Origin of the sequence: Helicobacter pylori SA221C, assembly GCF_000476855.1 — a bacterium.
Taxonomy (GTDB): Bacteria; Campylobacterota; Campylobacteria; order Campylobacterales; family Helicobacteraceae; genus Helicobacter; species Helicobacter pylori_DK.
In genome coordinates, this window is sequence record NZ_CBPT010000008.1 from 12,118 (window position 1) to 35,522 (window position 23,405).

Annotated in this window: 22 protein-coding genes; 7 read left to right on the forward strand and 15 right to left on the reverse strand. The window is 39.8% G+C overall.

The features are described 5' to 3' along the window. Positions 1-9: 9 nt before the first annotated feature. Entirely contained in the window at positions 10-957 is a 948-nt protein-coding gene (oipA, locus tag QU01_RS04955; protein ID WP_154213344.1) for an outer inflammatory protein OipA, read from the reverse strand. A gap of 174 nt (positions 958-1,131) precedes the next feature. Here oipA and QU01_RS04960 point away from each other — a divergent pair, with 174 nt between their 5' ends. Both QU01_RS04960 and QU01_RS04965 read left to right on the forward strand, forming a co-directional pair. Next, positions 1,132-1,584: a hypothetical protein gene (locus QU01_RS04960; RefSeq protein ID WP_033762645.1), complete on the forward strand. Its 453-nt coding sequence runs from the start codon at positions 1,132-1,134 to the stop codon at positions 1,582-1,584. Between the two features lie 144 nt (positions 1,585-1,728). Continuing rightward, on the forward strand, positions 1,729-2,142 hold the full coding sequence (locus tag QU01_RS04965; RefSeq protein ID WP_033762647.1) for a hypothetical protein: 414 nt from the start codon (positions 1,729-1,731) through the stop codon (positions 2,140-2,142). 4 nt (positions 2,143-2,146) lie between these two features. Here QU01_RS04965 and hydE read toward each other — a convergent pair whose 3' ends face one another. The 5 genes from hydE to QU01_RS04990 are packed head-to-tail and all read right to left on the reverse strand — an operon-like array spanning position 2,147 to position 7,806. Continuing rightward, positions 2,147-3,685: a hydrogenase biosynthesis protein HydE gene (gene hydE, locus QU01_RS04970; RefSeq protein WP_033762649.1), complete on the reverse strand. Its 1,539-nt coding sequence runs from the start codon at positions 3,683-3,685 to the stop codon at positions 2,147-2,149. A gap of 1 nt (position 3,686) precedes the next feature. After that, a complete protein-coding gene (gene hydD / locus QU01_RS04975) occupies positions 3,687-4,223 on the reverse strand; it encodes a hydrogenase biosynthesis protein HydD (RefSeq protein ID WP_033762652.1) in 537 nt (178 codons plus the stop codon). Beyond that, positions 4,220-4,894, reverse strand: coding sequence for a Ni/Fe-hydrogenase, b-type cytochrome subunit (cybH, locus tag QU01_RS04980; RefSeq protein ID WP_033762654.1), 675 nt, complete (start codon positions 4,892-4,894; stop codon positions 4,220-4,222). The genes hydD and cybH overlap by 4 nt, the downstream gene beginning before the upstream one ends. 12 nt (positions 4,895-4,906) lie before the next feature. Next, positions 4,907-6,643: a nickel-dependent hydrogenase large subunit gene (locus QU01_RS04985; protein WP_033762656.1), complete on the reverse strand. Its 1,737-nt coding sequence runs from the start codon at positions 6,641-6,643 to the stop codon at positions 4,907-4,909. 8 nt (positions 6,644-6,651) lie between these two features. Then, a complete protein-coding gene (locus QU01_RS04990; RefSeq protein ID WP_033762658.1) occupies positions 6,652-7,806 on the reverse strand; it encodes a hydrogenase 1 small subunit in 1,155 nt (384 codons plus the stop codon). Between the two features lie 159 nt (positions 7,807-7,965). Here QU01_RS04990 and QU01_RS04995 point away from each other — a divergent pair, with 159 nt between their 5' ends. After that, positions 7,966-8,550: an NAD(P)H-dependent oxidoreductase gene (locus QU01_RS04995; protein ID WP_033762659.1), complete on the forward strand. Its 585-nt coding sequence runs from the start codon at positions 7,966-7,968 to the stop codon at positions 8,548-8,550. 43 nt (positions 8,551-8,593) lie between these two features. Here QU01_RS04995 and QU01_RS05000 read toward each other — a convergent pair whose 3' ends face one another. The 4 genes from QU01_RS05000 to ispG all read right to left on the reverse strand — a co-directional run bounded on the left by QU01_RS05000 (position 8,594) and on the right by ispG (position 14,235). Continuing rightward, complete coding sequence (locus QU01_RS05000) at positions 8,594-10,642, reverse strand: DUF262 domain-containing protein (RefSeq protein ID WP_033762661.1); 2,049 nt, start codon at positions 10,640-10,642, stop codon at positions 8,594-8,596. Positions 10,643-10,877: 235 nt separating this feature from the next. Further along, positions 10,878-11,936, reverse strand: coding sequence for a tetratricopeptide repeat protein (locus QU01_RS05005; protein WP_033762663.1), 1,059 nt, complete (start codon positions 11,934-11,936; stop codon positions 10,878-10,880). An 11-nt stretch (positions 11,937-11,947) separates the two neighbouring features. Next, positions 11,948-13,153 carry a 2,3,4,5-tetrahydropyridine-2,6-carboxylate N-succinyltransferase gene (locus QU01_RS05010; RefSeq protein WP_033762665.1) on the reverse strand — a complete coding sequence of 402 codons (1,206 nt, stop codon included), beginning with the start codon at positions 13,151-13,153 and terminating at the stop codon, positions 11,948-11,950. Positions 13,154-13,155: 2 nt separating this feature from the next. Beyond that, a complete protein-coding gene (gene ispG, locus QU01_RS05015) occupies positions 13,156-14,235 on the reverse strand; it encodes a flavodoxin-dependent (E)-4-hydroxy-3-methylbut-2-enyl-diphosphate synthase (RefSeq protein ID WP_033762666.1) in 1,080 nt (359 codons plus the stop codon). Positions 14,236-14,387: 152 nt separating this feature from the next. On the opposite strand from ispG, the gene QU01_RS05020 reads away from it, so the two are divergent. From QU01_RS05020 to QU01_RS05035, 4 genes are read left to right on the forward strand one after another with little or no spacing between them, the layout of a single operon-like run. Continuing rightward, a complete protein-coding gene (locus QU01_RS05020; RefSeq protein WP_033762668.1) occupies positions 14,388-15,515 on the forward strand; it encodes a succinyldiaminopimelate transaminase in 1,128 nt (375 codons plus the stop codon). After that, positions 15,508-16,857, forward strand: a complete 1,350-nt coding sequence (gene murC / locus QU01_RS05025) for a UDP-N-acetylmuramate--L-alanine ligase (RefSeq protein ID WP_033762670.1) — start codon at positions 15,508-15,510, stop codon at positions 16,855-16,857. Before QU01_RS05020 ends, murC begins: the two co-directional genes overlap by 8 nt. Then, positions 16,857-17,222, forward strand: coding sequence for a hypothetical protein (locus QU01_RS05030; protein ID WP_033762671.1), 366 nt, complete (start codon positions 16,857-16,859; stop codon positions 17,220-17,222). Before murC ends, QU01_RS05030 begins: the two co-directional genes overlap by 1 nt. Before the next feature lie 3 nt (positions 17,223-17,225). Continuing rightward, complete coding sequence (locus QU01_RS05035) at positions 17,226-19,472, forward strand: endonuclease MutS2 (protein WP_033762673.1); 2,247 nt, start codon at positions 17,226-17,228, stop codon at positions 19,470-19,472. 147 nt (positions 19,473-19,619) lie between these two features. On the opposite strand, the gene ppa is transcribed toward QU01_RS05035, so the two are convergent. The 5 genes from ppa to QU01_RS05060 are packed head-to-tail and all read right to left on the reverse strand — an operon-like array spanning position 19,620 to position 23,400. Continuing rightward, positions 19,620-20,141: an inorganic diphosphatase gene (gene ppa, locus QU01_RS05040; protein ID WP_001047003.1), complete on the reverse strand. Its 522-nt coding sequence runs from the start codon at positions 20,139-20,141 to the stop codon at positions 19,620-19,622. 51 nt (positions 20,142-20,192) lie between these two features. Continuing rightward, positions 20,193-20,948: a glycosyltransferase family 25 protein gene (locus QU01_RS08230; protein WP_033763538.1), complete on the reverse strand. Its 756-nt coding sequence runs from the start codon at positions 20,946-20,948 to the stop codon at positions 20,193-20,195. Beyond that, positions 20,887-21,432: a glycosyltransferase family 25 protein gene (locus QU01_RS08235; protein ID WP_033763539.1), complete on the reverse strand. Its 546-nt coding sequence runs from the start codon at positions 21,430-21,432 to the stop codon at positions 20,887-20,889. Before QU01_RS08235 ends, QU01_RS08230 begins: the two co-directional genes overlap by 62 nt. 59 nt (positions 21,433-21,491) lie before the next feature. Beyond that, the gene (locus QU01_RS05055) at positions 21,492-22,799 is read right to left on the reverse strand and encodes a glycosyltransferase family 25 protein (protein ID WP_033763540.1); all 1,308 of its coding nucleotides are present in this window, start codon (positions 22,797-22,799) and stop codon (positions 21,492-21,494) included. Positions 22,800-22,824: 25 nt separating this feature from the next. Further along, positions 22,825-23,400, reverse strand: coding sequence for an adenylate kinase (locus QU01_RS05060; protein ID WP_033762680.1), 576 nt, complete (start codon positions 23,398-23,400; stop codon positions 22,825-22,827). Positions 23,401-23,405: the final 5 nt, after the last annotated feature.

Sequence of the window (23,405 nt, forward strand, 5' to 3'; positions counted from 1 at the left end):
AAACATGTTTTAATGTTTGTTTTTAAAGTTATATGTATAGTTAAGATAAACGCTCACCACTCTTTTATAATCCAATTTATCCCCATAATTATCGCTATAGTAATTGACTTTAAAAGCTGGCACTTTAACCCCTAATTCCACACTAGAACCTCCAAGATAGATTTCATCGCCATAGCGATCAATATCGTATTCATCACTACTCCAACGAACGCCAAATTTCCCTTGTAACTGAAAAATCGTGCGGCTCTTGACTTGATTGAAAGGGGTGAGATTGTTACTTGCAAACCAAGTGCTAGCCCCTAGTTCCATGCCAATCACAAGCCCTGAAGATTTTCTGATTATGTGCCTTGACGCTCTTTTTAATGTATCAGCGTCTAGCGTTCTGCCGGTCATATCTTTGTAAAATATAGAGAGCCCTTTTACCCTTCGTTCAACGTATTCTTGGGACGCTCGCTTATCGTTGGTCCAATTAATGAGCAAATCCGTATTGAAACCATAGGGTAAAAAAGCTATTAAACCGCTGCCAGGAACAGAACCAACGCCACCAAGTTGGTAACCGAAAAAAAGAGAGTGCCTAAACCCTATAATCCTTTTTTTGCCCAAAAAATATTTATACCCCAAGCTGAGTTCATTGAAAATACCGCCAGACCCACCATTTCCTGCGAATCGGTTAGCGATTTTGTTTGAATCTTTCACTGCATTTAAGGCGTTTTGCGCATCTCTTATGGCTTTTGTGTTTTGTGTTGTAGGGAATAATGAATTTTTTGCGTTATTGATCGCTTGATTTAAGGCGTTTTCTGCTGAAGCTTTTTCGCCGATGCTACCTTGTCCTTGAATATAGCTTCCTTCTGCAAAATTCAAACCTAAATAAAATCCGTTCCTTTCAGCGTGGAGCCAAAACGAGAGAGAGAGAGAGAGAGAGTTAGTAAGAGGACTTTTTTCATGGTTTTTCTTTATTTTTCTTTGGTTTAAGATTTGATGTTATGACTAGGTATTTTATCATAAAAATAAGATTTTAGTGATTGGGTTTTAATGAAAAACACAATTAAAATGAAATAACCACAAAAGCTTAATGAATATTAAATTAAAAACATGTTAATCTTTAGTTAATTTTAAAATTTAGGAAATCCCATGCATCAAAACAATAAAACTTTTTTACCCCACCAATCCGCTCATCTCTCTAAAATCATTCTTTTTTTAAACGCTGGCTTTTTAGCCTATCTGTTAAGCGCTTGTGGGGCGAATGTGCCTATAGAAGAAGTGCTAGTTAAAGATCCCAAAGAGACTAAAGCCCAAGAAGTCGCCAGAGAAGAAAAGGCGATCCAGCAAGAAAACGCCACTATTGATGCGCGCACCACGCCTTTAATCAATCGTTTCACTAATTATAACGCTTATGGCTCTTTAAACGGCTTTTACAATTCAGTGGATAACCTCAATTCGCCCATGCAAAACGGGATGTATGGAGGCTATTACATGCCTTATTATTACATGCCCTATGGTTTCATGCCTTATGGGTCAGGTCTTATGCCTTATGGGCCTTATGGGTATGGAGCGCCGGGATACTTCCCTTACGCTTTCTATTGATTGGCTCGCTTAAAGCTTTTTAACAGAAAGCAAGCGCGGTTGTGGTGGTGTTTTCACTCAAATGCACTTATGTTTTCTAATGGTTATTTCTAACATGCTATGGTGGTGTGATAGAAAAAGACTATATTAAGAGGAGATATTCTTATGCGTATAGTTAGAAATTTATTTTTTGTATCGCTTATGGCTTATAGTAGCGTATTCGCAGCGGATTTAGAAACTGAGACTAAAAGCGAAAAAAAAAGCAGTAAAAAATTTTACAAACTCCATAAAAACCATGGGTTAGAAACCGAGGCTAAAAACGACAAAAAGCTTTATGATTTCACTAAAAATAGTGCTTTAGAAGGCATAGATTTAGAAAAAAGCCCTAGCCTTAAAAGCCATAAAAAAAGCGATAAAAAACTTTACAAACAACTCCCCAAAAATCGCATTTCAGAAGGCATGAGCATGCCAATCGTTGACTTCAATAAGACCTTGTCTTTTGGGCCTTATTTTGAAAGGACTAAAAGCAAAAAAACCCAATACATGGACGGCGGGTTGATGATGCACATCCGTTTTTAAGCCCTTATTCATAATCCAAAAACTCATGCGTTTTAAGGGCTAGAGTTTTAGGGAAATACCGCACAAACAAATCCAAAAACACTTTTTCGCCAAAGAAATCCCCAACGATCGTTACTTCTTGGACGCTAAAATTCTGCGCGTTATCCCAAATAAAATTCCCTAAAAACTCCGCTAAAGAATCCAAAATCCCCAAACTCAAAATTTCATTTTCCACGCCTGCGAGCCTGAAACTCATCGCGCTGTGCATGATCTTTGAAAAGTTTAAAGCCATTTTGAAAGAATCGTCTTTAAGGATTTTATAATCAATCCTAGGGCCTTTAGGGCGTAAGCATTCTTTAGCCAAAGGAATAACGCTCTGCGCGCAAAAATCCTCGCTATAACCCAAAACAAACCCTAAAATGCAAAAAAAATCCAATAAATTCGCACCCCCTAGCTGGTATTTAGAAAGCTCTACAATGCGCGCGTAAAAATCAGGGAATTTAGTAGCGTAGTTTTGTAGCATTCTGGAGGCTTTTTCATCTTGTTTGAGGAGGTTAAATATTTGATTGAAATCAAAACTAACGCTTAAAAGCGTTTTTAAAGAACCATTAGCATGTAACAATAACCTTGTAGGGCGCTTGAAACTAAAATACAAAACGATAGAATTGGGGGTTGCGCTTAAAAACTCTAATTCATCTTTAAAAGCAATGGCAGAAAGATTGTTTTCTAACACGAATTTTTTGGTGGGTGTGATCAGGCGCTTAGGGGTTTTAAAAAGCGTTTCATAATGCAAAAGCGCTTCTTGTGGGTTATTCGCATGGATAAAAACAAATTCTATACCCTCATCTTGTAAAATACGGCACAATAAATTCAATATGGGGTCAAAGGGTAGTTGGGCTATGATTTCATCGCTTTTAAAAGTGTCCTTAAACACGCTTTTTAAAGAGGCTTTGATGCATGGTTTTTCCAAACTGGCCAAATATTTAGCGTCTTCTAAAGGCAATTTAGTGCAAGTTAAAACGCCAGAAAGATCGCTAAAAATAACGCTTATAGAGGGATTTTTTAAAGAAAGGGATAATGCCCCCCTAGAAGTGTGAATAGGGATAAAATCTTGTGTTTTAAGCGCCTCTTTTAATTGAATTAAGCAATCTATAAGCTCTTTAGGGTTATGGATTATAGCCCCCTTAAAAGCGGTGTTTTTGATAAAACCCAACGCATTGGCATACAAAGATGAATCTTTGTCTAAAAAATCTTGATGCTCTTTAGCGTTCATAAAAAGGGGCTTTGAAAGGCTTGTTGTCTGGAAAAGATTTTCATCTAAAGGCTCTGTGATTTCCTTTAAAGACAAAAAGCTAAAATCTAAAGAAAAGGGCAAGATCTCGCTTAATTTTTGCGCGAACTCTAAAGTAATTTCAGCGCTCGCTTGGAGGTAGAAAGAAGTCGTATTATCCTTATAAACGCTATAAAAACGCGCTTGCAAATTGAACGCCATTCGCTCTAAAAGGGGCGTAAAATTCAGGCTTGTTTCTTCATTAACGCATTTAAAAAGAAAGACAAACGCCAATTCAAAAACCCTTATAAGAAAGTTCAGCGATACAATCTAAAGCGATATGATCGGTGCGTTGCATTTTAACCCCCCATGCGTTGAGTTGGGTTTCTATGGCTTTTAAGGCTGTTTCTAAAGCGTTTAACATTTCGCTTGAAAGCTTGAAAGTGGTCTCATTCCCTATCACAAAAGGCACAAGCCCCACGATAAAAGTTTTAGGCAAATCCCCTAAAAACTCCGTGAGCCTTAAAGTGTGCAGCATTTCCACTTCATGCGCACTCCCAGCCCATGTGATTTCTTTAGGAGCGTCCTTAAAATCAAAAGCATAAACCGATCCAATTTCAACGCCTTTAGCGCTCACGCAATCCAAAATCAAAACCTTTTCATACGAAGTGATCAAAGGAATGAGTTGCTGGGCCATTGTCCCCCCATCTATAATATCCACGCTAGGGAAAAAAGAAAAATTCTTTTTAAGGTAGTGGGCTAGATGCACCCCAATCCCTTCATCGCCAAAAAGGATATTGCCAATGCCTAAAATCAGGATTTTTTGACTCATTCTTTGGTATAACCATAGCCATTAATCATAGAATCCGCCCCCGAACTATCATACCGGATAGAATGGAAAAACACCATATAAACATGCACAGGGACAAACAAAATAAACCCCCAAGTCGCTAAGTGGTGGATAAAACGCACATTCGCTAACCCCCCACAAAGCGCTTCAAACCACTTAAAAGCACTTGCTAAAAACGCCCCAAGCCCCGCATGATAGACATTATAATACAGCACTATCCCGCTCAAACTCATCAATACAATTAAAACAACCAAAGTGAAATAAGCCACGAGTTGGATAGGGTTATACGATCCTTTAGTGTGGGGTTTGCCGCTGATAAGAAAATACGCTTTCATCTGATCGATCCAGGCTTTTGGGCTTAAAAGTTGGCCAAAACTCCTGCGTTCCATCAAGCTTTCTTTAGTGAAAAAAAGATAGGTCCTAAAGATTAATGCGCTAATGAGCAAAAATCCAAACATGACATGAAAAGAGCGCACATAAGCTTGTAAAAGATACACCCCTTTATAAAAGCTGGAATTAGGCTGCAAAAAAGGGTAAGCGATGTAAAACCCTGTAGCGATCAGAATGAAAATACTCAAAGCCCTAACCCAATGGAAAAAGCGCACAAAACCCGAATATTCTTTGTGTAAAACGACCTTATTCATTTTATCCATGCGTAACCCTTTTTAGAATTTAGCGAAATTAGGCTCTACTTTAAACTCGTTTAAAGACTGCCCTTTAAAATCCATCACATGCACTGAGCATGCGATGCATGGGTCAAAAGAATGGATGGTCCTAATAATTTCTAAAGGTTGGGTTAAATCAGCGATTTTAGTGCCAATCAAGCTCATTTCATAAGCCCCCCTTTGATTTTTAGAATCTCTAGGCCCCGCATTCCAAGTAGAAGGCACCACCGCTTGATAATTTTCCACCACGCCGTTTTTAATACGCACCCAATGGCTTAGCATGCCCCTTGGCACTTGACCAATGTAGCGCCCTTTATATTCTTGATTTTTATCAATGTGATAAGGAGCGCAAGTGCTTTGATCGCTCTTTAGATTTTCCACTAACGCATCAAACGCCAAAAGGCCATTATCAGCGATAGTCTTAGCTTCAATACACCTTGCAGCAGTGCGCCCAAGCGTTGAAAACAACGCCTCTAAAGGCAGTTTCGTGTCTTTTAAAAACTTCGTAGCCACTTCAGTAACATAAGGGTTTTTCGCCGCTAAACCTACCACTACGGAACTTAAAGGGCCTACTTCCATGGGCTTACTATCGTATCTGGGCGATTTGATCCAAGAATATTTATTTTTAGTGTCAAGCACTTTAGCAGAGATTATTTTATTTTCAATCCCCACGCTCTCGCCGTCTTTTAAACCGGTATAATGCGGATTAGTTTGCCCGTCATAAGGGTGGAGTTGCACTTCTTTAGTGTCTTCGTATTGATACCAAGAATGCGTAACCTCTTCTTTAATCAAACTCTCATCAATGGGGTGTAATTTAGAAATATCCCCATCAAGCACCACCCCACTACTCAAAAGGTATTTATCCCTCCCAAGCAACACTTCTTCATAAGCGATAAAATTCCTTAAGCCACAGCCTTTAATAACGGATGGTTCGTTAGCGAACATTTCGCCTGCCATCACCAAATCAGGGTAGTAGGCATGGTTGATGAAATTGGCCACCACTTCAAACTTGCTCTTCCATTCAGCCAATCTCGTCGGATCCAATATATCCATAACACTCGTAACACCCCCCACCGTTAGGCTTTGCGGGTGAGGCTGTTTGGCCCCAAAAATAGCGGTCATCTTCGCCGCTTCCCTTTGGATTTCTAAAAGCTTGAGATAGTGGCTTAAGACGATTAAATTTTGCTCCGGGCTTAAACGATAGGTTTTATGCCCGTAATAGCCGTTATTAAAAGGCCCCAAAGATCCACCTTTAGCAAAATCGCTCAAGCGTTTTTGAACCGCTTTTAATTCACCGGCACCGGTATTAATGGGATAAGGGCTGTATTTGAAAGAAAGTTTTGCCGCTTGAATGGGATCGGCTTTTAAAGCGCTCATAATATCGCACCAATCAAGCCCATGTAAAGTATAGAAATGCACCACATGGTCATGAAAAAGCAACGCCATGTTCATCAAAGATCGCACCAATTGTGCATTCAATGGGGGAGTGATGCCTAGAGCGTTTTCTACCGCCGTGATACCGGCCTTATAATGCGAATAAGTGCATACCCCGCAAATCCTTTGAGCGATAAAGCCTGCATCTCGTGGATCTCTGCCTTTAATAATGGTTTCTAGCCCCCTAAAAAGCGTAGAAGAAGAAAACGCATCAGTGATCACATTATCATCATCTACGATCACTTCAATCCTTAAATGCCCCTCAATCCTAGTGATAGGATCGACTACGATTTTTTTTGACATGTTAATCCTTACCCTTTGTTTTTGATCGCTTTAGAAAGGAGCGCATGCGCGACAATGCCAATAGCGGTTGCGCTCAGCAAAGTCGTGCCTACTTTATCCGCTACTTTATCAGCCCCTAATCCGTCAAAGGCGGTTTTAATGGAGCGATTCGCCAAAGGCTCTTCAAAAGGACTCATCGTATCCCAAAAATTAGGTTCAGAACACCCTATGCACCCATGCCCTGCACCTATGGGCCAAGAGGTGTGTGAATTGAAGCGGAGTTTGGAGCAATTGTTGAAAGTGTAAGGCCCTTTACAGCCCATTTTATACAAACAAAAGCCCCTTTTAGCGTTTTCATCGCCAAAATGTTCCACAAATTCGCCTGCATCAAAATGCCCTCTCCTTTCGCACAAATCATGGATCCTGTTCCCATAAGCCCAAGAGGGGCGGTTATACGCATCCAATTTAGGGAGAGCCCCAAACATCAAGTAATAAAGCACATTGCCCACGATATTTTTTTCACTAGGCGGGCAACCGGGAACATTGATCACGGGTTTATCAATGATTTTGTGTAAGGGTTGCGCGTTAGAGGGGTTAGGGTAAGCCGCTTGCACGCCCCCAAAACTTGAGCATGTGCCTATGGCAAAAATAGCCGCTGCGTATTTGGCGGCTTTTCTGCACTCTTCAGCCCCTGTTTCAGCGTTTGGGCCTTGAGTGAGGAAGTATTCTGTGCCTTGGGGGATACCGCCTTCTACCATTAAAATATAATTATTTTTATGCTTTTCTATGGCGTCATGCAAGCTTTTTTCAGCCTGAAAACCGCTCGCTACCATGATGGTCTCATGGTATTCTAGGTTGATGTAATCAAAGATAATGCTATCAATGGTGGGGTCTGCGCTCCTTAACAAACTTTCGCTGCAACCGGTGCATTCTGCCATGTGCAACCAAATCACAGGCAACCTGTTAGCCACTTCCACCGCCTTCAAAGTCAAGGGAGCAAAACTAGCCGGCAAGGCTAACGCTGCGCTCATCATGCCCGCCCACTTCAATAAATCGCGCCTGGAAATGCCCGCCCCATTAAACTCCTCTTGCAAGTTTTTATGCTCGTTGTGAGCGTTAAACGAACTGACTATATCAAGGCGTTCTTCAATCTTTTGATAGGTCTTTTTTTCATCATAGAACATGACCACTCCTTCACTAGAAATTTTCATTATCTTAACATAATAAAAATAATGTAGTGGCAATTGATTGTTTTTTAGTTTTTATTTAGATTGAGGGAATTTCTTTAATATTAAGTTTCATTTGGATAGAATTTCCAACTATTTTATTAAAAAAGGAACAAAATGAAAAAAGTACTCATCATTAATGGGGTCAAAGCGTTCGGAAGCTCTGGGGGGAAACTCAATGAAACCTTGACCGATCATGCAAAAAAGACTCTAGAATCTTTAGGGCTAGAAGTGGATACAACAATCGTGGATAAGGGCTATAATCATAGCCAAGAGGTGGAAAAGATCGTTAGCGCTGATGCGACGATTTGGCAAATGCCTGGCTGGTGGATGGGAGAGCCTTGGATTGTGAAAAAATACATTGATGAAGTCTTTAGTGCAGGGTATGGGAAGCTTTATGCTAGCGATGGCAGGAGTTCGCAAAACCCCACTAAAAACTACGGGAAAGGAGGCTTGATGCAAGGCAAAAAATACATGTTGAGCTTGACTTGGAACGCTCCCATTGAAGCCTTTAATGATCCTAGTGAATTTTTTGAAGGGGTGGGTGTGGATGTGGTGTATTTGCATTTGCATAAAGCGTTCCAATTTTTAGGGCTTTCAGCGTTGCCCACTTTTATTTGCAACGATGTGGTGAAAAACCCCCAAGTAGAGCAGTATCTTAACTCCCTCACCACGCATTTGCACCAGGCTTTTGGCAAGTGATTTTAAAATTTTTTTAACCCCCCCATTTCTTTGGGGGGCTTGTTTATTCCACAATAAAATCTCTAGGATTGAGATCGCAGCCTAAGATAAGATCCATAAGATTACTGCCCACCGTTTGGTAACTCGCATTGCTCACAAAGTAGAATCCGTATTTTTCAAAAGGCACAACCAAAGTGCCATCTCTATCCCTTAATTGCGCTTTTGCTTTATCCCAACAAATGTATCTTGGCTCTTCATCTATGTAGCTTTCAAAGGCTTCTCTGGCGTTTTCTAGCAAGTAGTCTATGACAGCGCTAGCTAATTCCTTAGCGTTTCTTGCCATGCGTCTTTGGCCATTGGGGAGTCTGACGCTTTGAAGCTTATAGCAAGTTAAGTCATCATCAAGGGTTTTACTAATCTCTCTTGCGCGGTATTCTTTAGGCAAATCTTTAAACAACCCCACTTGACAAAATTGATCCGCTAAATATTCGCTCCTAGCCTTCACTTCCTCTATCCCCCAAGAATGGGTGTTGTTGATGAAGTAGTCGTTTAAATGCAAGGAGCTGTATTCTTCCATAAGCACAATTTTTGCCTCGTAAGGTTTGTTGCCAAGCCTTTGATTTTGCCCTGATAAGGTCAGATTCCCAAAATTATTGAGGCAGTCTTGCTCAAAAGTGAAATAGTCCCCTACCATGTCGCGCCATTCTTGGGTGGGGGTTTTGGGGTAGAAATGCTCCACCTCTAAATCCTCTTCTTTGGGCGGTTCGGCGTTGCTTAACTTTTCAATCTCAAGCAGGATGAATTTGCACACTTGATTCGCTGCATAAGCGTTACGCACAGCAAACGCCGCTTTAAGGCGATCGTCATTAGGGAAAATGTATTGACCAACGCTCTTGCCCAGATACCGCTTCAATGCATCGGCTGAAACATTTTCCCCTAGCTGTCTGTATAAAGAATAAAGAACTCTGGTAAGCGTAGGGGTAGAATCCCCGCACACGCTTCGGCGCACGAAGTAGCTGATAAGGATTTGCAAAATTTCATGGAAGTTTTCATAATCCAATTTGCCTTCTTCAAAGTCTCTGGCGCAACGCAAAATAAAGGGCTTTGCCACGCCAAATTTGACTTTCACAAGATCTTTAATGCGCAAGCGTAAATTCGCTAACTGCTGCGGGTCTCCACGATGTAAAAAATAATGATCTCTGTCTAAAAAGATTTGATAGATTCTGCCATATTCACGCATATCGCTCATAAGACCTTGTATATCGTTAGGGAAATTTTCTCTGTGGTGGGCTTTTAGCGCGTCATACACTTCGCGCTCTCTCTCTTTAAGTCTATCCTCAAAATAGATTCTCAAATAGGTTTTGATGAAATCATTCAAATCCCTTTCGCCAAGCCAATCTTCTAAAGGAACCCAATAAGTATCATAGAGATGTTTCTGTCGGTCAGAATTTTCCCCCATCATCAGATAGTTGCGGATGAGATCCAGCCCTTTTAATTGCACGCCGGTAGCGTTAATGCTTTCAAACACCACTTGCGGATCGTCTTCGCCCAACTCTAAGCCTACGGCTACGATTTTGAGCCGCAAAAACGCGCCATAAATCTCTTCAATGCGAACCCCTTTGCTGATATAATTGTCAAGCTCTTTGGTGAAAAATTTATAATTATTCCTAACATGTGATACGCCTTGTATTTCATGCGATCGATTTTGCATGACCAGATCAAAGGCTTCTTTGTCGCTTTTAATGGGTTTTAAGCGCAGCTTTTGTCCCAAAAGATTGAGCAGATTGTCAATCTCTTTTTTTACCTCTTCATTTGGTATCTTGGTCTCTATGGCTTTAAGCAAAAGCATGAGAGTGGTAATCCTTTGCTGCCCATCAATGATGACAAATTCTTGCAGTTGTCTTAAGCTCTTTTCATCATCAATCCAATGCAAAATATAAGTGATAGAACCCATGAAATGCGTTTTCTTGTTTTGAGAAATACCGACAATATCTTGCAGTAATTTTTCACAATTTTCTTCTTCCCAAGTGTAGTTCCTCTGGTATACAGGGATAGAAAATATCGTGCCTGTTAAGGCAAAAAAGTCGTTAACGGTGCTTTGTGTCGCTTTCATCGCTTTTCCTTTTTGAGTCAAATTATCATTGCACCAAGTATTAAATCAAAAAAAAAAAGATAGCTTAAATTTTTGAAAAAACCGCAATTTGCGGCTGAATTTATTCAAAAAAGATGAAAAAGCTTGCACAAAGCAAGTGGTAATCTCTTAAAAACGCAGTCTTTAGGAGGGTTAAGTTAATGGGAGCGAGAATGATTTCAAAATACCCCCCTATCCCCTTAAAAAATTGCTATTACTAGGGTATCTCATAAGAATTGTATGGCATGAACAAGCGCCCGTAATTAGGATTCACGCGCAATAAATGCTCTTTGAAATTCCCGTAATTACGGCAGCTTGACTCAAAACCATTATCGCACGCATACGAGAATAAATCCAAAGCCCTTTGATCATCTTGAGGCACGCCTAATCCCTTTTGATACAGCACGCCTAAATTGTTACAGCTCCCCAAAATCCCCCCATCGCATGCCATTTGAAAATACTTCGCCGCATAGTGGTTATTTAACGGAGCCCCTAAATCCCCATTCGCATAAATCCAGCCTAAATTCGCGCACCCCATCATATCCCCAGCGTTACAAGCCAAATAATTCAAATCCACTTGACTGAGCTGCGCCTTATCAATGCCATAAATATTATTCACGTTAGACATCAAACCCAAATTGTAGCACCCCATATCATTCCCGTTTTCGCATGAAAATTTATAATAACCCATCGCTTTGTAATAATCTTTTGGGACCCCACTCCCATTAGCAAACATCCACCCTAAATTATTGCATGCGAGCATGTCCCCCCCTTGACAAGCCACCGCATACAATTGCAAAGCGTTTTCTTTATCGTTTGAATCAGCGTTTTTTTTGTTTTCATACATTTGAGCCAGATTCGCGCAAGCGGTCGCATCGCCCCCACTGCAACCCATTTCATAATAGCGAGCGGCTTTTAATCTGTTGGTTTGGATTCCTACCCCATTAGCATACATCGCCCCTACCGCAAAACACCCGGCCGCATTGCCGTTATCGCACGATTGGGAAAAAAGCTTAAAAGCCCCTTGATAATCGCCCTTTTTAGCCAAATCAATACCGGCAGAAAGCTCGGTTTGAGCGTTTTCAGGCGATCCTAATTTGTCTAACAGATTAGAGTTATCGTTTTTAGGGGTGATCTGGGTGTTAGGGTTTGGCGCGCCCTTTGCGTTAGCGGGGTTTAATTCGGAGGGCGTGTTTTTTGGGGCTTGATTGTTTTCTTCAGCGCCGCTAAGCTGTAAGACTAAAAAAACAAGCAATAACAAACTTTTTTTGAGCATTCTTTTAATCCTTAATGCAGGTTTTGATTCAACTCAATTTTTTTCACGCTCCTAAAAGCGATCAGCTTGCCATTTTGGCTATTGGAACGAAAATGCACGCCATTTTTTCCGGAAAGCTCTTTGCCTTTGTAAAGATTATTGGCATGTTTTTCTAAAGCGCTATTCACTTCTAAAAGTTTTTTAAACTCATTTTCTTCAATTTCTATCACGCTCCCGGCTAGTATCGCAACGCCCGCATCCACAATACAGCCATCACCTAGACTAATACCGGTAACGCTATTAGCCCCTAGCAAACAATTTTTCCCGATGCTAATAGGGTTGTTATTCCCTCCGCTTAAAACGCCTAAAACGCTCGCTCCCCCACCAATATCAGTGCCTTCTCCAACCACCACTGACGAAGAAATACGCCCCTCATTCATGCACACTCCCATAGCCCCTGCGTTAAAATTCACATAACTCGCCCCAGGCATTTGGGTATAACCTCCGGTCCCTAAATACGCCCCAAAGCGCGTTTTTGAGCTATCCAGTAAGCGGATATTATCAAATTCAGGGATTAATTGCATCAAATAGCGCGGGAATTTATCTATAAAATCAATGCTAGGGAAATGGCCTCGCATTTTTAAAGCCACTTCATTCATTCTAAGCCATTCTAATTCATAAGGCTTGTTGCCGCTCCAGGCCGCATTAGAAAGCTGGTTAAAAATACCCTCTAAATTCAAACTCCTCAAAGGGGCTTTCCCTAAAGAAAGCGCTAAAAGTTTCATATACGCGCTCTCCACGCTCTCGCAAGGCTTATCTTCAAACAAGATCACCAAGCGATAAAGAGACTCCCCATCGCTATTTTTCAAACGATTTTCTTCTAAAGCCTTTAAAAGCTCTAAAACCACTTGAATGTTTTTATGAGCCATTTTATTAGAATAGGCTTCATTCAAAAAGGGCGTGTAAAAATCTAGCGCTTTTAACACAAAACTTTCATCAATCTCAACGACGCGCTCGCTCGCACTCTCTTTTAGGATTTTGTCTTTAGAAAGCGAATTACAAAACACCGCATAAGAGCCTAGATTTTCCTCTTTCCAATTTAAAACGGGGTAAGTGGCGCATAAAATCTTTTTGGAAATAGGGGCAATATCCACCCTAGCAATGCCAAAACCTAAAGGCTCTTTATAGCTATTAGATTGCTGGTAGTTGCTCACAAAATTTTTAAACTTATTGATCATGCCTAATCCTTTAAACTTTTTTCTCTTTCTTTAGCTAAATTTTCCACTTCTATCACAAAAGTTTCAAACAAATCCTTTTCAGCCAATTTGTGAATGACCTTACCCTCTTTAATGATCAAACCGCTGCGATTCCCAAAAGCGATCGCCATGTCTGCATGCTTGGCTTCACCTAAAGCGTTCACCACGCAACCCATCACGCTAATGTCTAAAGGGGTTTTAATGTGGCTTAGACGTTTTTCTACCTTGCTCGCCATATCCACTAAATTGGCTTCAATGCGCCCGCAAGTGGGGCAAGAAATCCAATTAATCCCCTCTTTCAAACGCCCACTATGGCGTAAAATCGCTCGAGCCACTTTGATTTCATTTTCTAATTCCCCTGTAATGGATACGCGCATCGTATCCCCAATGCCTTCCATTAAAAGCCCCCCTAAAGCCATGGCGGATTTGATACTAGAACTGAAAAGATTACCCGCTTCAGTAACCCCCAAATGGAAAGGATAGATCACAAGAGGGCGTAGCATCCTGTAAGCTTCTATGGTGCGAATCACATCGCTCGCTTTTAAAGAAATCTTAAAATTGGTAAAATCCAAATCTTCTAAAAGTTTGGCGTTATACAAAGCGCTTTCTACCATGCCTTTTGGGGTGGGTCCGTATTTTTGATCAAACTGCTTTTCTAAACTCCCGGCATTCACGCCAATTCTTATAGGAATGTTGTTTTCTTTACAAGCATCAACCACCGCTTTGATCTTGTCTTTAGAGCCGATGTTTCCGGGGTTAATCCTGATCGCATCCACGCTTTGAGCGGCAATGAGAGCGAATTTATAATGGAAATGAATATCAGCGATTAAAGGCAAAGAAGACACTTTTTTCAATTCTTTTAAGGCTAGGGCGTCCTTTTCATTACTCACCGCCACCCTCACTAAATCGGCCCCGGCGAGTTTGAGTCTGTCAATTTGATTTTTAGTGCTTTCAATATCAGCGGTTTTGCTAAAGGTCATGCTTTGCGTGCTTATGGGAGCATCACCCCCTATAGCGACGCCACCGATAAAAATTTGCTTGGTCTTAACTCTATTTTCTAGCATCAAACCTCTTCATCAGTTAAATTCCTATGCACTATTATACTCTTTTATGCCCTTTCTTTTATGCTCTCTTTCGCTCTTTTTTAGCGCTTTCAATGATAAACGCTCAAATTTTAGGTAAGATTAACCATTCCATTTTAAATTAAAGTAGCCCTATGACCTTTGAGCCTTATCCTTTTGAACGATTAAGAGCCTTGTTTAAAGAGATCACCCCTAAAAAAAAGGGGTTAGATTTAGGCATCGGCGAGCCGCGATTTGAAACGCCTAAATTCATTCAAGACGCTCTCAAACAGCACACCCATTCGCTCAATATCTACCCTAAAAGTGCGTTTGAAGAGAGTTTGAGGGCGGCTCAAAGGGGTTTTTTTAAACGCCGTTTCAAGATAGAATTGAAAGAAAACGAATTAGTTTCCACGCTAGGATCTAGGGAAGTGTTATTCAATTTCCCTAGTTTTGTTTTATTTGATTATCAAAACCCCACTATCGCCTACCCTAACCCCTTTTATCAAATCTATGAAGGATCAGCCCAATTCGCTAGGGCTAAAAGCCTTTTAATGCCCTTAACTAAAGAAAATGATTTCACGCCAAGCTTGAATGAAAAAGAGTTGCAAGAAGTGGATTTAGTGATCTTAAATTCCCCTAACAACCCCACCGGAAGAACCCTTTCTTTAGAAGAGCTGATTAGTTGGGTCAAACTCGCTTTAAAACATGATTTTATTTTAATTAATGATGAATGCTATAGTGAAATTTATGAAAATACGCCTCCCCCTTCGCTTTTAGAAGCTTGCATGCTGGCTGGTAATGGAGCGTTTAAAAATGTTTTGGTTATCCATTCGCTCTCCAAACGATCTAGTGCTCCAGGGCTAAGGAGTGGTTTTATCGCTGGGGATAGCAGCCTTTTAGAAAAATACAAAGCGTTTCGCACCTATTTAGGCTATACGAGCGCTAATGCGATCCAAAAGGCTAGTGAAATCGCTTGGCTAGATGATGAGCATGCAGAATTTTTCCGCAATATTTATGCGAATAATTTGAAACTGGTGCGAAAAATCTTTAAAGACACGCTCATTTATCCTTATAGTTTTTATGTGTATCTGCCCGTTCAAAACGGCGAAAATTTTGCCAAAACGCTTTATCAAAACGAAGGCATTACCACCTTACCGGCCTTGTATTTAGGGCGTAATCGTATCGGCGCTGACTATGTGCGTTTAGCCCTTGTCTATGACACTCCCCTTTTAGAAAAGCCTTTAGAAATCATAGAAACTTATCGAGAAAATCATGCTTGAAACCCCAAAAGTTTTACTCAAAAACTTACAAGATTGCAAGATCCATTTCATTGGTATAGGAGGGATTGGCATTTCAGGCTTAGCCAAATACCTTAAAGCGCAAGGGGCTAAGATCAGTGGCTCTGATATTGCCATAAGCCCTAGCGTTAAGTATTTGAAAGCTTTAGGCGTAGAAATTAATATCCCACATGATCCAAAAGCGATCAATAATCAAGATGTTATTATCCATTCAGCCATTATCAAAGAAGACAATACCGAAATACAAAGGGCTAAGGAATTAGAAATCCCTATTTTGTCTCGTAAAGACGCTTTGTATTCTATCCTTAAAGACAAGCGCGTTTTTAGCGTGTGTGGGGCTCATGGAAAGAGCAGTATCACGGCCATGTTGAGCGCGATTTGCCCCTTTTTTGGAGCGATTATTGGGGCGCATTCTAAAGAGTTTGATTCCAATGTGCGAGAGAGCGCGAATGCTAGCTTGGTTTTTGAAGCCGATGAGAGCGATTCAAGTTTTTTATTTTCCAACCCTTTTTGCGCGATTGTGCCTAACACCGAGCCAGAACATTTGGAGCATTATGGCCACGACTTGGAGCGCTTTTTCTTCGCTTATGAATATTTTTTAGACCATGCTCAAAAAAGAGTGATTTATAAAGAAGATCCTTTTTTGAAAAACTATTCTAAAGACGCCATTGTTTTAGAAAAAAAAGACATTCGCAACATTCAATACATTTTAAAAGACGGCGAGCCTTACACTTCATTTGAATTGAAAGATTTGGGGGCTTTTTTGGTGTGGGGGTTAGGCGAACATAACGCTACGAATGCGAGTTTGGCGATTTTAAGCACTTTAGATGAATTAAGTTTAGAAGAAATTAGAAATAATTTATTGAATTTTAAAGGCATTAAAAAACGCTTTGATATTTTGCAAAAAAACGCGCTCATCCTCATTGATGATTACGCCCACCACCCTACTGAAATCAGCGCCACTTTAAAAAGCGCTAGGATTTATGCTAACTTATTGGACACGCAAGAAAAAATTATAGTGATCTGGCAAGCGCACAAATATTCCCGCTTAATGGATAATTTAGAAGAGTTTAAAAAATGTTTTTCAGAGCATTGCGACAGATTGATCATTTTGCCTGTTTATAGCGCGAGTGAAGTCAAAAGAGACATTGATTTGAAAGTCCATTTTAAGCATTATAACCCCACCTTTATAGACAGAGTGCGTAAAAAAGGGGATTTTTTAGAGCTGTTAGTCAATGATGATGTGGTAGAAACGATTGAAAAAGGCTTTGTGATAGGCTTTGGAGCGGGGGATATTACCTATCAATTGAGAGGCGAAATGTAATGGGTGCAGCGGTTGTTTTATTTTTAACGCTGATTTTATTGTTTTTAGTTTTAAGGGATTTTGGTTTAGTTAGCCCCAAACAAAAGATTTTAGCTTTTTTAATCGTAGGGATTATAGGGGCAAGCATCAGCGTTTATACTTACAAACAAAACCAACAAAACCAACAAGAAATCGCTTTGCAAAGAGCGTTTTTAAGGGGGGAAACTTTGTTGTGTAAAGGCATTAAAGTCAATAACCAAACCTTTAATTTAGTGAGCGGGACTTTGAGCTTTTTAGGCAAAAAACAAACCCCTATGAAAGATGTTCTTGTGGATTTGGATTCTTGTCAGACGCTCCAAAAAGATCCCTTAATCCAACCCCAATGAATAATGAATAATAATAATACCCTACCCAAACCCTTAGAAGAAAGTCTGGATTTAAAAGAGTTTATCGCTCTTTTTAAAACCTTTTTTGCCAAAGAAAGAGATTCTATTGCTTTAGAAAACGATCTCAAGCAAGCTTTCACTTATTTAACTGAAGTGGATTCGATCGGTTTGCCTACCCCTAAAAGCGTGAAAGAAAGCGATCTTATTGTCATCAAACTCACCAAATTAGGGACGCTCCATTTAGATGAAATTTTTGAGATTGTCAAACGATTGCGCTACATTGTCGTTTTACAAAACGCTTTTAAACCTTTCACGCATTTAAAATTTCATGAACGCCTTAACGCCATTATTTTACCCCCTTTTTTTAACGACCTGATCGCTTTATTGGATGATGAAGGCAAAATCAAACAAGGGGCGAACGCTACCCTAGACGCTTTGAATGAAAGTTTGAACCGCCTTAAAAAAGAGAGCGCAAAAATCATTCACCATTACGCCCACTCTAAAGAGCTTGCCCCTTATTTAGTGGATACGCAAAGCCACCTTAAGCATGGTTATGAATGCCTTTTATTGAAAAGCGGGTTTTCTAGCGCGATTAAAGGCGTTGTGCTAGAAAGGAGCGCTAATGGCTATTTCTACCTCTTGCCTGAAAGCACACAAAAAATCGCCCAAAAAATCGCGCAAATTAATAATGAAATAGATTGCTGTATTGTTGAAATGTGTCAAACTCTAAGCCGTAGCTTGCAAAAACACCTTTTATTTTTAAAATTCCTTTTCAAAGAATTTGATTTTTTAGACAGCTTGCAAGCCAGACTCAATTTCGCTAAAGCCTACAATTTAGAATTCGTCATGCCAAGCTTTACGCAAAAAAAAATGATTTTAGAAAACTTTTCACACCCCATTTTAAAAGAACCAAAGCCCTTAAATTTGAAATTTGAAAAATCCATGCTCGCTGTTACCGGCGTGAATGCGGGCGGGAAAACCATGCTCTTAAAATCGCTTTTAAGCGCGGCGTTTTTGAGTAAGAATCTTATTCCCATGAAAATCAACGCTCATCATTCTACTATCCCCTATTTTAAAGAAATCCACGCCATTATTAATGACCCTCAAAACAGCGCGAACAATATCTCTACTTTTGCAGGCAGAATGAAGCAATTTAGCGCTCTTTTATCCAAAGAAAACATGCTTTTAGGCGTTGATGAAATTGAGCTAGGGACTGACGCTGATGAAGCGAGCAGTTTGTATAAAACCCTGTTAGAAAAATTGCTCAAACAAAACAACCAAATCGTTATCACCACGCACCACAAACGCCTGAGCGTGTTAATGGCAGAAAACCAAGAAGTGGAATTACTGGCCGCTCTTTATGACGAAGAAAAAGAACGGCCCACTTACACTTTTTTAAAGGGGGTTATTGGCAAAAGCTATGCGTTTGAAACCGCTTTGCGCTATGGCGTGCCGCATTTTTTGATTGAAAAAGCGAAAGCCTTTTATGGCGAAGATAAGGAAAAATTGAATGTTTTGATTGAAAATTCCAGCGCGTTAGAAAGGGAATTGAAACAAAAAAATGAAAGCTTAGAGAACGCTTTAAAAGAGCAAGAAGATTTAAAAAACGCATGGCTTTTAGAAACACAAAAACAAAAAGAAATCCTTCACAATAAAAAATTGGAATTGGAAAAATCCTACCAACAAGCCCTAAATATCTTAAAAAGCGAAGTCGCTTCAAAAGATACCAGCTCCATGCATAAAGAAATCCATAAAGCGAGCGAGATTTTAAACAAGCATAAAACAGACCAAGAGATCCCACAAATCATAACAAGCTTTCAAATTAACGAAAAAGCGCGCTATAAAAATGAAAGCGTGCTGATTGTGCAAATTTTAGACAAGGGCTATTATTGGATAGAAACCGAGCTTGGCATGCGTTTGAAAGCGCATGGGAGTTGGTTGAAAAAAATCCAAAAACCCTCTAAAAACAAATTCAAACCCCCTAAAACCATCATTCCTAAACCTAAAGAAGCGAGCTTGCGCCTTGATTTAAGGGGGCAACGCAGCGAAGAAGCCCTGGATTTACTAGACGCTTTTTTAAACAATGCGCTTTTAGGGGGCTTTGAAGAAGTGCTTATTTGCCATGGCAAGGGGAGCGGGATTTTAGAAAAGTTTGTGAAAGAATTTTTAAAAAACCACCCTAAAGTGGTAAGCTTTAGCGACGCTCCCATTAATTTAGGCGGCAGTGGGGTTAAAATCGTTAAATTGTAGTTTTTGGCGCTTTTTTATGGGGAATTAATATAAAAATCCGCTTTAAACTATAAAGCCATTTCACACCAACACCCAATAAGAACAAAGCCTTTTTAAAAGAGCGTTAAAAGGGGGTTTAAGCTTAATTGAGCCAAAACCCTTAAATCTTTAGCCTTGATAGGCTTTTATGGCTTTCTCTAAAACCTTAATCGCGCTCTCTTTGTTTTCAAACCCCTTGACTTTCACCCATTTATTAGGCTCTAAATCCTTGTAAGTTTCAAAAAAATGCTTGATTTTATCCAAAGTGTGTTTGGATAAATCATTAATATCTTTGACATAGGAATGCGTGGGATCGATCTTATCTATGGGTAGAGCGAGTAATTTTTCATCCATTCCGCTTTCATCTTCCATGTTCAAAACCCCAACCAAGCGCGCTTTCACCACGCTCCCGGCTTGAAAAGCCACATCGCTTAAAACCAGCGCATCTACAGGATCGCCATCAGATCCTAAAGTGTTAGGCACAAAGCCGTAATTCGCAGGGTAATTTTGCGCCCCATAAAGCACCCTATCCACCATTAAAGCCCCGCTTTCTTTATCCAATTCATACTTGATGTTAGAATGCTTGGATATTTCAATCACCACGCACAAAGAATCAGCGTCATGACTCACTTCTAATTGGTCTAAATTCATTGCAATCTCCTTTGAATAAAAAGACTTATTCTAACATAAAGCCCGCTCTTTTTAAACCTCTTTAGGGGTTTTTAAAGGAGCGTATTGTTTGCTGTATTTGTGAAAGGCTTTTAAGCACTTTTGAGCGTTGAATTTATGATAAAAAAGATTATCAAAATAGGATTTTCTAGGGGGTTTTAATGAAATGTCAGGCTTTTTTGCATTTTGAATGGTGCTATTGAAAGCATGTTTGTTTAAAGAAATAGGGCAAGGCAAATAAGTTAGATTAGCCACATCATGGTAAGTAGGGTTGTTCATAAACATATCTACCGGCTCTATGATTTTAAAACGCTCCGTGGCTTCTATAAAGGTTTTAGCGCCCTTAGGGGTTAAGTAGTAGCCTGCCGTAGTGGCCACATACACGCTGGTGAGGTAAAAATGCTCTAAAAATAGCGCTTCTTTTTCACTATCAGCACGCCTTTCCCAAAAAGTCTCTTTGATGTTTACCTCTTTTGCCAATAAGAATTCGTATTTTCCCATGAGTTCGTCGTATTTTTCCGCAATATTCTTATTGAGATCATCGTATTTTTTGGTGAGATCATCGTATTTTGCCACGACATTATTATACACTTCTGTCCGAGCTAAAACACTTCCAATGAAGCGGTTGAGTTTTCTTTTAATTTTTTTAAAAACCACTGGATTAAAAGAGGTTTTTTGGGGTGCTATTTTGCAAGGCTCAGATAGTCCTTTAGGGTCTTGTTGCGTTTCAATAATAGAGTCTTGTTGCGCATCTTGTGTGGGATTGGGGGGGGGGGGGGTAACGTTCATGGTTTTCAATAGGCGCTTCAGCCTCTTCAGTCTCTGTATAGATAGGGAGAGTGCACAAATTGGTTTTATGGCCTCCCCAATAATGCCCATAGAGTCTCACAAAATCAAAAGGGCTTTTCAAGCAATCTTCTAGGGCTTGCATGAAGTTAGACTCTAGCGCTGTATCATCTTCCAAAATGACGACCGGTTGGTTTAATTTGACGCATTCTTTCCACAAAAGATAATGGCTTAAATAGCACCCAAATTCTTGGGGCAATAATTCTTGATAACAATAATCAGAATGGAACCAATCGGATTTTAACAAACTTTGTGCATCATAAAGCTCTTGAACGAATTTTTCAAAATCTTCGTGTTTAGGGCTAATAGCGTCAAAGATTTGGAAAACACAACGACCTTTAAATTTTTCATTGGATTCTAAAACGAGTTTTTCAGTATCCAAACGCCTTTGACTTTCTTTTAAAGAAATGATATAAACTTGTGTCAAATGAATTCCTAAATATGTCATTCCATGAATTATTCTACCATAAAGTTTTTTCATTCTTTTTAAATCTCTTTAGGGGTTTTTAAAGGAGCGTATTGTTTGCTGTATTTGTGAAAGGCTTTTAAGCACTTTCTAGTGTTTAATTGATCATAAAGAAGATTATCCAAGTAAGACTTTTTAGGGCCGCTCAATGAAATGTCGGATTTTTTTAGATTTTGGATGGTGCTGATTTTGCAATGCTTGTTCAAAGAAACAGGCAAAGGCAAATAAGTAAGAGTAGCGACATCATGGTAGGTGGGGTTGTTTATGAACATATCCACCGGCTCTATGATTTTAAAACGCTCCGTGGCTTCTATAAAAGTTTTAGCGCCCTTAGGCGTGATATAGTATCCTGCCGTAGAAGCCACATACACGCTGGTGAGGTAAAAATGCTCTAAAAAAAAGGCTTCTTCTTCGCTATCAGCACGCCTTTCCCAAAAGGTCTCTTTGATGTTTGTTTCTTTTGCCAATAAGGATTCGTATTTTCCTGTGAGTTCATCGTATTTTCCTGTGAGTTCATCGTATTTTCCTGTGAGTTCATCGTATTTTCCTGTGAGTTCATCGTATTTTCCTGTGAGTTCATCGTATTTTCCTGTGAGTTTCTTATACACTTCTGTCCGAGCTAAAATATTTCCAATGAAGTGGTTGAGCTTTCTTTTAATTTTTTTAAAAACCACTTGGTTAAAAGAGATTTTTTGGGGCGCTATTTTGCAAGGCTCAGATAGTTCTTCTTGTTGCGTTTCAATAATAAAATCTTGTTGCGCATCTCGTGCGGGATTGGGGGGGGGGGGGGTAACTTCATGGTTTTCAATAGGCGTTTCAGGTGCTTCAGTCTTTACATGATCTTCAATAGGTGTCTCTCCCACAGATTCTACAGCATCTCTCTCTAAGGGGAGCGTGCGCAAATTGGTTTTATGAAAATTCCAATACCACCCAAAAAGCTTGACAAAATCAAAAGGGCTTTTCAAGCAATCTTCTAAGGCTTGCATGAAATTAGACTCTAACGCTACATCGTCTTCTAAAATAACGACCGGTTGGTTTAATTTAACGCATTCTTTCCACAAAAGATAATGGCTTAAATAGCACCCAAATTCTTGGGGCAATAATTCTCCACGACACCAATCAGAATGGAACCAATCGGATTTTAACATACTTTGTGCATCATAAAGCTCTTGAACGAATTTTTCAAAATCTTCGTGTTTAGGGCTAATAGCGTCAAAGATTTGGAAAACACAACGGCCTTTAAATTTTTCATTGGATTCTAAAACGAGTTTTTCAGTATCCAAACGCCTTTGACTTTCTTTTAAAGAAATGATATAGACAGAAATCACAGCTCATTCTCCTTAAGAGCGCATTTTAATTCCCAAAAGACAAAATATATTTTTGCATTTCATTCACGATTTCTTCAATACTTCTTTCGCCATTGATGATTTTATGCAAATGCTTAGCCTTGTAGAAATTTTGGATTTCAGCTAAGGGATCCAAAAACACCCGCATGCGGTTATGAAACACCCTTTCATTATCATCAGCCCCCCTAGAGCGCCCTAAAACCCTTTCTTTAGCGGTGTTTTCACTCACTTTTACTTCAATCACGCTTTTCAAAACCACTTCGTTTTGAGCGTTCAATTCCTTATCCAAAGCCTGCATTTGTTCCACGCTCCTAGGATAGCCATCAATTAAAATGATCCCTTTACTAGAGCTTTTAATCGCTGAAAGGATCGTTTCTACCACAATTTCTAAAGGCACTAATTCGCCTTGAGAAGTGAATTTCTCAATCAATAAGCCTCGCTCGGTCTTTTTAGCGCTCTCAGCCCTTAGTAAATCCCCGGTAGAAAAATGAGCGATTGTTTCGCTGTTATTCTTAGCGATAAGCTCTGCATCAGTGGTTTTACCACTCCCTGGGGCTCCAATAATCAAAAATAGTTGTTTCATATCAT

What these genes read in the sequence shown, in the direction of transcription:
- cybH (WP_033762654.1), bottom strand. Translation starts at nt 4,894, where the DNA reads ATGGATAAAATGAATAAGGTCGTTTTACACAAAGAATATTCGGGTTTT.
- QU01_RS04960 (WP_033762645.1), top strand. Translation starts at nt 1,132, where the DNA reads ATGCATCAAAACAATAAAACTTTTTTACCCCACCAATCCGCTCATCTC.
- ispG (WP_033762666.1), bottom strand. Translation starts at nt 14,235, where the DNA reads ATGCTAGAAAATAGAGTTAAGACCAAGCAAATTTTTATCGGTGGCGTC.
- QU01_RS04965 (WP_033762647.1), top strand. Translation starts at nt 1,729, where the DNA reads ATGCGTATAGTTAGAAATTTATTTTTTGTATCGCTTATGGCTTATAGT.
- QU01_RS05005 (WP_033762663.1), bottom strand. Translation starts at nt 11,936, where the DNA reads ATGCTCAAAAAAAGTTTGTTATTGCTTGTTTTTTTAGTCTTACAGCTT.
- QU01_RS04990 (WP_033762658.1), bottom strand. Translation starts at nt 7,806, where the DNA reads ATGTTCTATGATGAAAAAAAGACCTATCAAAAGATTGAAGAACGCCTT.
- QU01_RS04985 (WP_033762656.1), bottom strand. Translation starts at nt 6,643, where the DNA reads ATGTCAAAAAAAATCGTAGTCGATCCTATCACTAGGATTGAGGGGCAT.
- hydD (WP_033762652.1), bottom strand. Translation starts at nt 4,223, where the DNA reads ATGAGTCAAAAAATCCTGATTTTAGGCATTGGCAATATCCTTTTTGGC.
- QU01_RS05000 (WP_033762661.1), bottom strand. Translation starts at nt 10,642, where the DNA reads ATGAAAGCGACACAAAGCACCGTTAACGACTTTTTTGCCTTAACAGGC.
- QU01_RS05020 (WP_033762668.1), top strand. Translation starts at nt 14,388, where the DNA reads ATGACCTTTGAGCCTTATCCTTTTGAACGATTAAGAGCCTTGTTTAAA.
- QU01_RS05030 (WP_033762671.1), top strand. Translation starts at nt 16,857, where the DNA reads ATGGGTGCAGCGGTTGTTTTATTTTTAACGCTGATTTTATTGTTTTTA.
- QU01_RS05035 (WP_033762673.1), top strand. Translation starts at nt 17,226, where the DNA reads ATGAATAATAATAATACCCTACCCAAACCCTTAGAAGAAAGTCTGGAT.
- QU01_RS05010 (WP_033762665.1), bottom strand. Translation starts at nt 13,153, where the DNA reads ATGATCAATAAGTTTAAAAATTTTGTGAGCAACTACCAGCAATCTAAT.
- ppa (WP_001047003.1), bottom strand. Translation starts at nt 20,141, where the DNA reads ATGAATTTAGACCAATTAGAAGTGAGTCATGACGCTGATTCTTTGTGC.
- QU01_RS08230 (WP_033763538.1), bottom strand. Translation starts at nt 20,948, where the DNA reads ATGAACGTTACCCCCCCCCCCCCCAATCCCACACAAGATGCGCAACAA.
- murC (WP_033762670.1), top strand. Translation starts at nt 15,508, where the DNA reads ATGCTTGAAACCCCAAAAGTTTTACTCAAAAACTTACAAGATTGCAAG.
- QU01_RS04995 (WP_033762659.1), top strand. Translation starts at nt 7,966, where the DNA reads ATGAAAAAAGTACTCATCATTAATGGGGTCAAAGCGTTCGGAAGCTCT.
- QU01_RS05060 (WP_033762680.1), bottom strand. Translation starts at nt 23,400, where the DNA reads ATGAAACAACTATTTTTGATTATTGGAGCCCCAGGGAGTGGTAAAACC.